Annotated in this window: 6 protein-coding genes; all 6 read right to left on the reverse strand. The window is 74.5% G+C overall.

Annotated features, from left to right (window positions below):
• A partial coding sequence (locus VFW24_17035) for a hypothetical protein (GenBank protein ID HEX5268476.1) occupies positions 1–902 on the reverse strand: 902 nt, incomplete at its 3' end.
• 10 nt (positions 903–912) lie between these two features.
• On the reverse strand, positions 913–1,899 hold the full coding sequence (locus tag VFW24_17040; protein ID HEX5268477.1) for a hypothetical protein: 987 nt from the start codon (positions 1,897–1,899) through the stop codon (positions 913–915).
• 51 nt (positions 1,900–1,950) lie between these two features.
• Complete coding sequence (locus VFW24_17045) at positions 1,951–2,766, reverse strand: SDR family oxidoreductase (GenBank protein ID HEX5268478.1); 816 nt, start codon at positions 2,764–2,766, stop codon at positions 1,951–1,953.
• Between the two features lie 28 nt (positions 2,767–2,794).
• Positions 2,795–4,150: a wax ester/triacylglycerol synthase domain-containing protein gene (locus VFW24_17050; protein ID HEX5268479.1), complete on the reverse strand. Its 1,356-nt coding sequence runs from the start codon at positions 4,148–4,150 to the stop codon at positions 2,795–2,797.
• Positions 4,151–4,181: 31 nt separating this feature from the next.
• Positions 4,182–4,784, reverse strand: a complete 603-nt coding sequence (locus VFW24_17055; protein HEX5268480.1) for a DsbA family protein — start codon at positions 4,782–4,784, stop codon at positions 4,182–4,184.
• On the reverse strand, positions 4,781–5,369 hold a 589-nt coding region (locus VFW24_17060), incomplete at its 5' end, for a phosphatase PAP2 family protein (protein HEX5268481.1). The genes VFW24_17055 and VFW24_17060, both read right to left, overlap by 4 nt.

Here is a 5,369-nt window from a genome sequence, read left to right on the forward strand (position 1 = left end):
AGCACGGGCTGGGTGCAGCCCCAGTAGAGCATCGGCGCGTAGGCGTCCACGTACGGGGCCATGGTCCCGTACGGATACTTCGTCATCCGGTCGTCGGTCGGGGGGAAGACGGTGGCTACCAGCAAGGTGTGGGGAGCGGCGGACCGGACCTCACCCAGGTAGACCGCGACCCGCTGCGGGGACAGCGCCACCCCCTCCGACGCGGTCTCTAAGTCGGCGCTCCAGCCGTCGAGGCCCTGGCCGTCGGCCGAGCGCCACTGGATGGCGGACCGGGTCCAGCCCGCGTCCGCCACCGGGTCGAACAGATAGGGGAAGCCCCACCCGATCACCTTGAGGCCGGCCCGGTGGGCGGCCGGCACCAGCGTGGTCAGAGCGGGCCCCCCGTAGAAGCCGTCGGGGGAGTCCCCGACGCGGACCCAGATCTGCTGCAGCCCGGCGCGGGTGGCGTCGGCCACGATGGCCGACACGTCCCCGTGGTCGGTCGAGGACAGCTGCCAGATCCACATCCCCTTGCCGCTGATGGCCGCTGTCGGGTTCCGCCCCGGTGGCGCGCCCGGGGCCGGCGGCAGCTGGGAGTCGGGAACGAGATGGGCGGGGTGCCAGGGCGGCGCCGGCGGAGGGCCGGTGTAGGGCGGGGGCGGGCAACCGGGCAGGGGCAGGTCGGTGGGCGCGGCCGTGGCCGGCGGGGCAGCGGGCGCGGCGGGGACGGGGGCCGGAGCCGGCGGCGGGGGAGTGGCAGCGGGATGGACGGCCGTACCGGCCACGGGGCCGGATGGGGCCGGGGCGGCGCGCCGGTGCGCGGGTGGCGCCGTCCGCGGCGGAGCCGAGCCGCCCCCGATGGCCAGGGCGCCGGCGGCGGCGGCGGAGGCCAGGACGACCGCGGCCCCGGCCCCGGCCAGCACGGGCCGCCAGCTACTCCGCAGCGCCCACCGGTCCGCCGTCGATCAGTTGGTCGAGGTACTCCGACAGCCCGTAACCGACGCGCCCGTCACCGGTGGTCCAGCACGTGAGGCCCTCGGAGATGCGCGTCGCCATTCCCTCCCGCCTGTTGCGCAGGGGGATCAGCGACATCACCTTCCCGTCCACGGTCCAATCCTGGTCCCCGCTGCGCAGCAGGGCGTGAACGGTGTCGTGGTACTTGTCATCTCCCAACCACCCGGTGGAGACTTCGACGTGGTCGCAGTAGTGCATGGCCGTCCCGTCCCAGACGAAGCCGCCGCGCGTTCCCGGGCCCTCGCGCCGGGCGATGCGCGAGGCCATGAAGCCGAACGACGGGCCGCAGTTGCCGGTGAGCCAGCGGTAGTACCACGGGGCCTGCCAGGACCGGGGGCCCCAGGAGTGGTCGCGCAGGCCGTACCCGTCGACGTTCCAGGTCTGGTCCCCGACCGTCACCGTGCCCAGACCGGCGGTGAGCTGTTCGTAGTGGCCGCGCGCGAACTCCTCGCCGGGGACCTCGCGCTGTTCGTCGGGCTCCCCGCCGAACATCGGGGCCGCCCCGGTGAAGGTCAGGGTCACGGCGCCGTCGGCCGTGGGGTTGGACGTGAAGGCCTGCTTGGGGTCCACCATCTCCAGCGGATCGTCGAGCAGGAGGAGCCGACCCTCGTAGGCGACGTGCAGCTCCTCGAAGGGACGGATCACGTCGAAGCGCAGCCCGCCGGCGGCGAAGGCGGAGTTGTCCGAGATCTGCGGCCGGGAGAACATGAACCCCACCCGGCCGTCGGGCAGGTACAGGCAGACGGTCATCTCGGCGTAGCCCTCGTTGGCGCGGTTTCCCAGCCGGACGAAGCCGCCGACACGCGACGAGGGATCGAAGACGTTGAAGTACATGCTCTCGTTGAAGTTCGGCTCGGTGCCGAGCTCGTGCATGTACTCGTCCTGGGGCTCCAGGCGCAGGGGCATGGTCGCGATGGTATTGGGCCGCGGCGGCCCTCTGGTCCCGCCGGACCCGGCTCAGCCCCGGGAGCGCGCCTGGCGGAGCTGGGCCCACTGGCGGCGCATGCCGGCCAGCCACCGGTCCGGGTCCCCGGCCTTGCGCCGCACGTACTCAGCCACCTCGGGGTGGGTGAGGATCAAGAAGCGCTCGGCGGCCAGCCCGGCGATCACGGCGTCGGCCACCTCTTCGGGCTCGACCAGGCCCCCCGCCGCCAGCACCGCCGACCCCGCCGGGTCCCGGTCCTCGAGGCCGCCGAGCAGCATGGGGGTCCGGACGCCCTGGGGGCACAGGCACGAGATCTTGATGCCCTGGTCGGCGTAGGTGATGGCCATCCACTCGGCCAGACCCACGGCGGCGTGCTTGGTGACCGAGTACGGCGCCGCCCCCAGGTTGGTCAGCAGGCCGGCGGCCGATGCGGTGTTGAGGAGGTAGCCCCCGCCCCGGGCGGACATGCGGGGGATCAGGGCCCGGGCGGCGTACACGTGCGCCATCACGTTGACCGCCCAGATCCGCTCCCAGTCGGAGTTCGGCGCCTCCACCCCGCCGCCGACGGCTATGCCGGCGTTGGAGCAGAACAGGTCGACGGGACCGAGGTCGGCCTCGACGCGGTCGACCAGGCCCACGACCTCGGCCTCACGGGTCACGTCGACGGTGAGCGGCAGCGCCCGGGCCCCGGCCCGCTCCACCTCCCGCGCCACCGCCCCGGCGCCGGCGCCGTCGAGGTCGGCCACCGCCACCGCGGCCGCTCCCTCGGTGGCGAAGCGCCCCGCCAGGGCCCGCCCGATCCCGCTGGCCCCGCCGGTGACGACGACGACCCGGCCCCGGACCTCCACTCAGCCCCCTCGGCCCGGACCAGCCGGCTCAGGCCGGCGCCGGGGCGCCGCTCAGAGCGGTGAACTCCGCTTCGATGCAGCGCCGCAGCAGCCCGGGATCCTCGACGGCCGCGGCGTCCACCACCAGGCCCATGTCCAGGCGGTCCATGTACGACAGGACCGTGGCGTTGAACGCCACGCCGGCGGTGGGGCCCATCGGGTAGTTGGCATCCACCCGGCCCCCGGCCATGTACAGCTCGACGGGGGAGCCCCGCAGGTTCGACGCCGCCAGGTCCACGCTGGCGACCTGCTGGCGGGCGATCGGGGTGAGCACGGCGGGGGGGAGGGTCAGGATCACGGTGGCGAGGGCGTCGACCATGCCGAGGGCGCGCTCCGAGCGGGCCACCGAGAGCGCCTCGTGCACCAGGAGGAAGCGGGCCGTGGGGTCCGGGTCGGCGACCGGGACCGTGACCCGCGCCGGGGCGAACGAGTTGCCCCCGAAGGACTTGTCGACCCGCGTGCTCACGGGCATGGCCACGCGGAGCCGCTCGACGGGGTGCCCGAGGGCCCGGTGGTAGGCGGCGGCGCCTCCGGTCACGCCGGTCACGAAGTAGTCGTTGACCGTCCCGCCCAGCGCTTTGGCCGTGCGCCGGGCCTCGTCGAGGCTGAGATCGATCGTGTCGAGGCGGCGGCCCATCGACCGGCGGTCCCGCCACAGGTCGGAGCCGGACGGGGAGCCGATGCTCTGGCGGGCGACGGAGGCGACGGTGTCGACCACGCCCCGCGCCTGGCGGACGAACAGGTCGGGACGGGCCAGGCCGGCGGCGCGCCGGCCCAGGCGGGCGGCGGCGGCCACCGGAGAGCCGGCGGGCGGTCCCGTGCGATCCGGCGTCCCGGCAAGCACCGGGACCCGCACCGGGTTGTCACCGTCGGGGTCGAAGTCCAAGAAGCTGGACGAGAGGCGCAGCCCGCCCACGCCGTCGGTGATGGTGTGGTGCATCTTGGCGAGGAGGGCGGCCCGGCCGTCGTCGAGACCCTCCACGACCGTGAGCTGCCAGAGCGGGCGGACCGGGTCGAAGGCGTCCTCGAGCCACAGGCCGGCCAGGTCGAGCAGGGCGCGCATGGTGCCCGGGGGTGGCAGGGCCACGTGGCGGACGTGGTAGCGCAGGTCGAACGAGGCGTCCTCGATCCACGCCGGGCGGGCCCACGGCATCGTGGCGCTGCGCACCCGCTGGCGCATGCGCGGGAAGGCGGCGATGGTCTCATCGATGCGCCGGGTGAGCCGCGCCACGTCCGGCGGCCGGTCGAGGACGGTGATGTTCAGGAACGTCGAGCGGAGTACCGGATCGCGCTCGATGGCCCACATCAGGGCCTCGGATGGCGTCATCGCGGGTGCGTCGGCCACGGCGCGCACCCTAATGGGAATGGTGGCCCGGCTATCGGGACAGGGTGGTGTGCTTCAGCTCGTTCAGCTCGGACCAACCTCCGACGGCGTCGACGACCCGCTCGATGAGCGCGACCGACGCCGTGGCGTCCGCCTCGGGCCGGGTCATCAGCCGGGCAAAGGCGGCCCGCTCCCCGACCACGAACGTGGGGACGCCCCAGACGCCGTTCTCGTCGGCCGAGGCCTCGTGCTCCTTGCGGAACCCGTCGAGGGCGGCGCCTTCGTCGAGGGCGGCCATGACCGAGCCGGCGTCGGCTCCCGCCTCGGCCAGGATGGACCGCACCACCTCCGGGTCGCGCAGGTCCCGGCCCTGGCCGTGGCGGGCCGAGAACAGCGCCAGGTGCACGTCGAGGAAGCGCTCGGGCTGGGTGTCCCTGACCACGAGACCGGCCCGCATGGCCAGGAGGTCGCGGGCCTTGGCGGGGTCCTCCCACACCGGCGTCCCGCCCTCGTCGACGTGGACCTGCGACAGGGAGAACGGGACGAACTCGACGTCCCAGTCGGCGCCGGCCTTGAGACCGGCCACCACGTGCTCGTGGGCGTTGCGGGCGAAGGGGCAGCGGTAGTCCCAGTTGACGGAGAACGATCGGGTCATACCCGCCTGAACACCCCGACCCGGGGTCGGGATTCCCCCCGGGGCCAGATCAGCCGGGCCACCCGCCCGAGCACGGTCCCGACCACCACCCCGGCGACCACGTCCGAGGCGTGGTGGATGCGGACATGGACCCGGCTGGCCGCCACGACGGCGGCCAGGGCGTAGTACGCCGGCCCGGCCCGGTCCCCCTGGGAGAGCACGGCGGCGGCGCAGAAGGCCGAGGTGGCGTGACCGCTCGGGAAGCTGCTGGTCCGGGGGATCCGGAGGGGGAGGGGCCGGGGCCCGTCGACCACCGGCCGGACCCGGCGGAAGAGGGACTTGATCCCGAGGTTCACGGTGGCCGACTCGGCGGCCATGATGGCGACGACCCGCACCGCCTCGGCCCGATGGCCCGCCCGGACCGCCCGCAGCCCGGCCAGGGCCAGCCAGACGATCCCGTGGTCCCCGACGGCCGACGCCCCGTACATGACCGCGTCGGCCACGGGGTTCGCGCGGATGCGGTCGAAGGCGGCGTCGACGACCCGGTCGAACCGCTCCGGGCCGGGCCCGTCTAGGAAAGCGCCGGTTGAGCGCAAGCCGTCTCGG

The sequence above is a fragment of the Acidimicrobiales bacterium genome (assembly GCA_036273495.1).
Lineage (GTDB): Bacteria > Actinomycetota > Acidimicrobiia > Acidimicrobiales > JAJPHE01 > DASSEU01.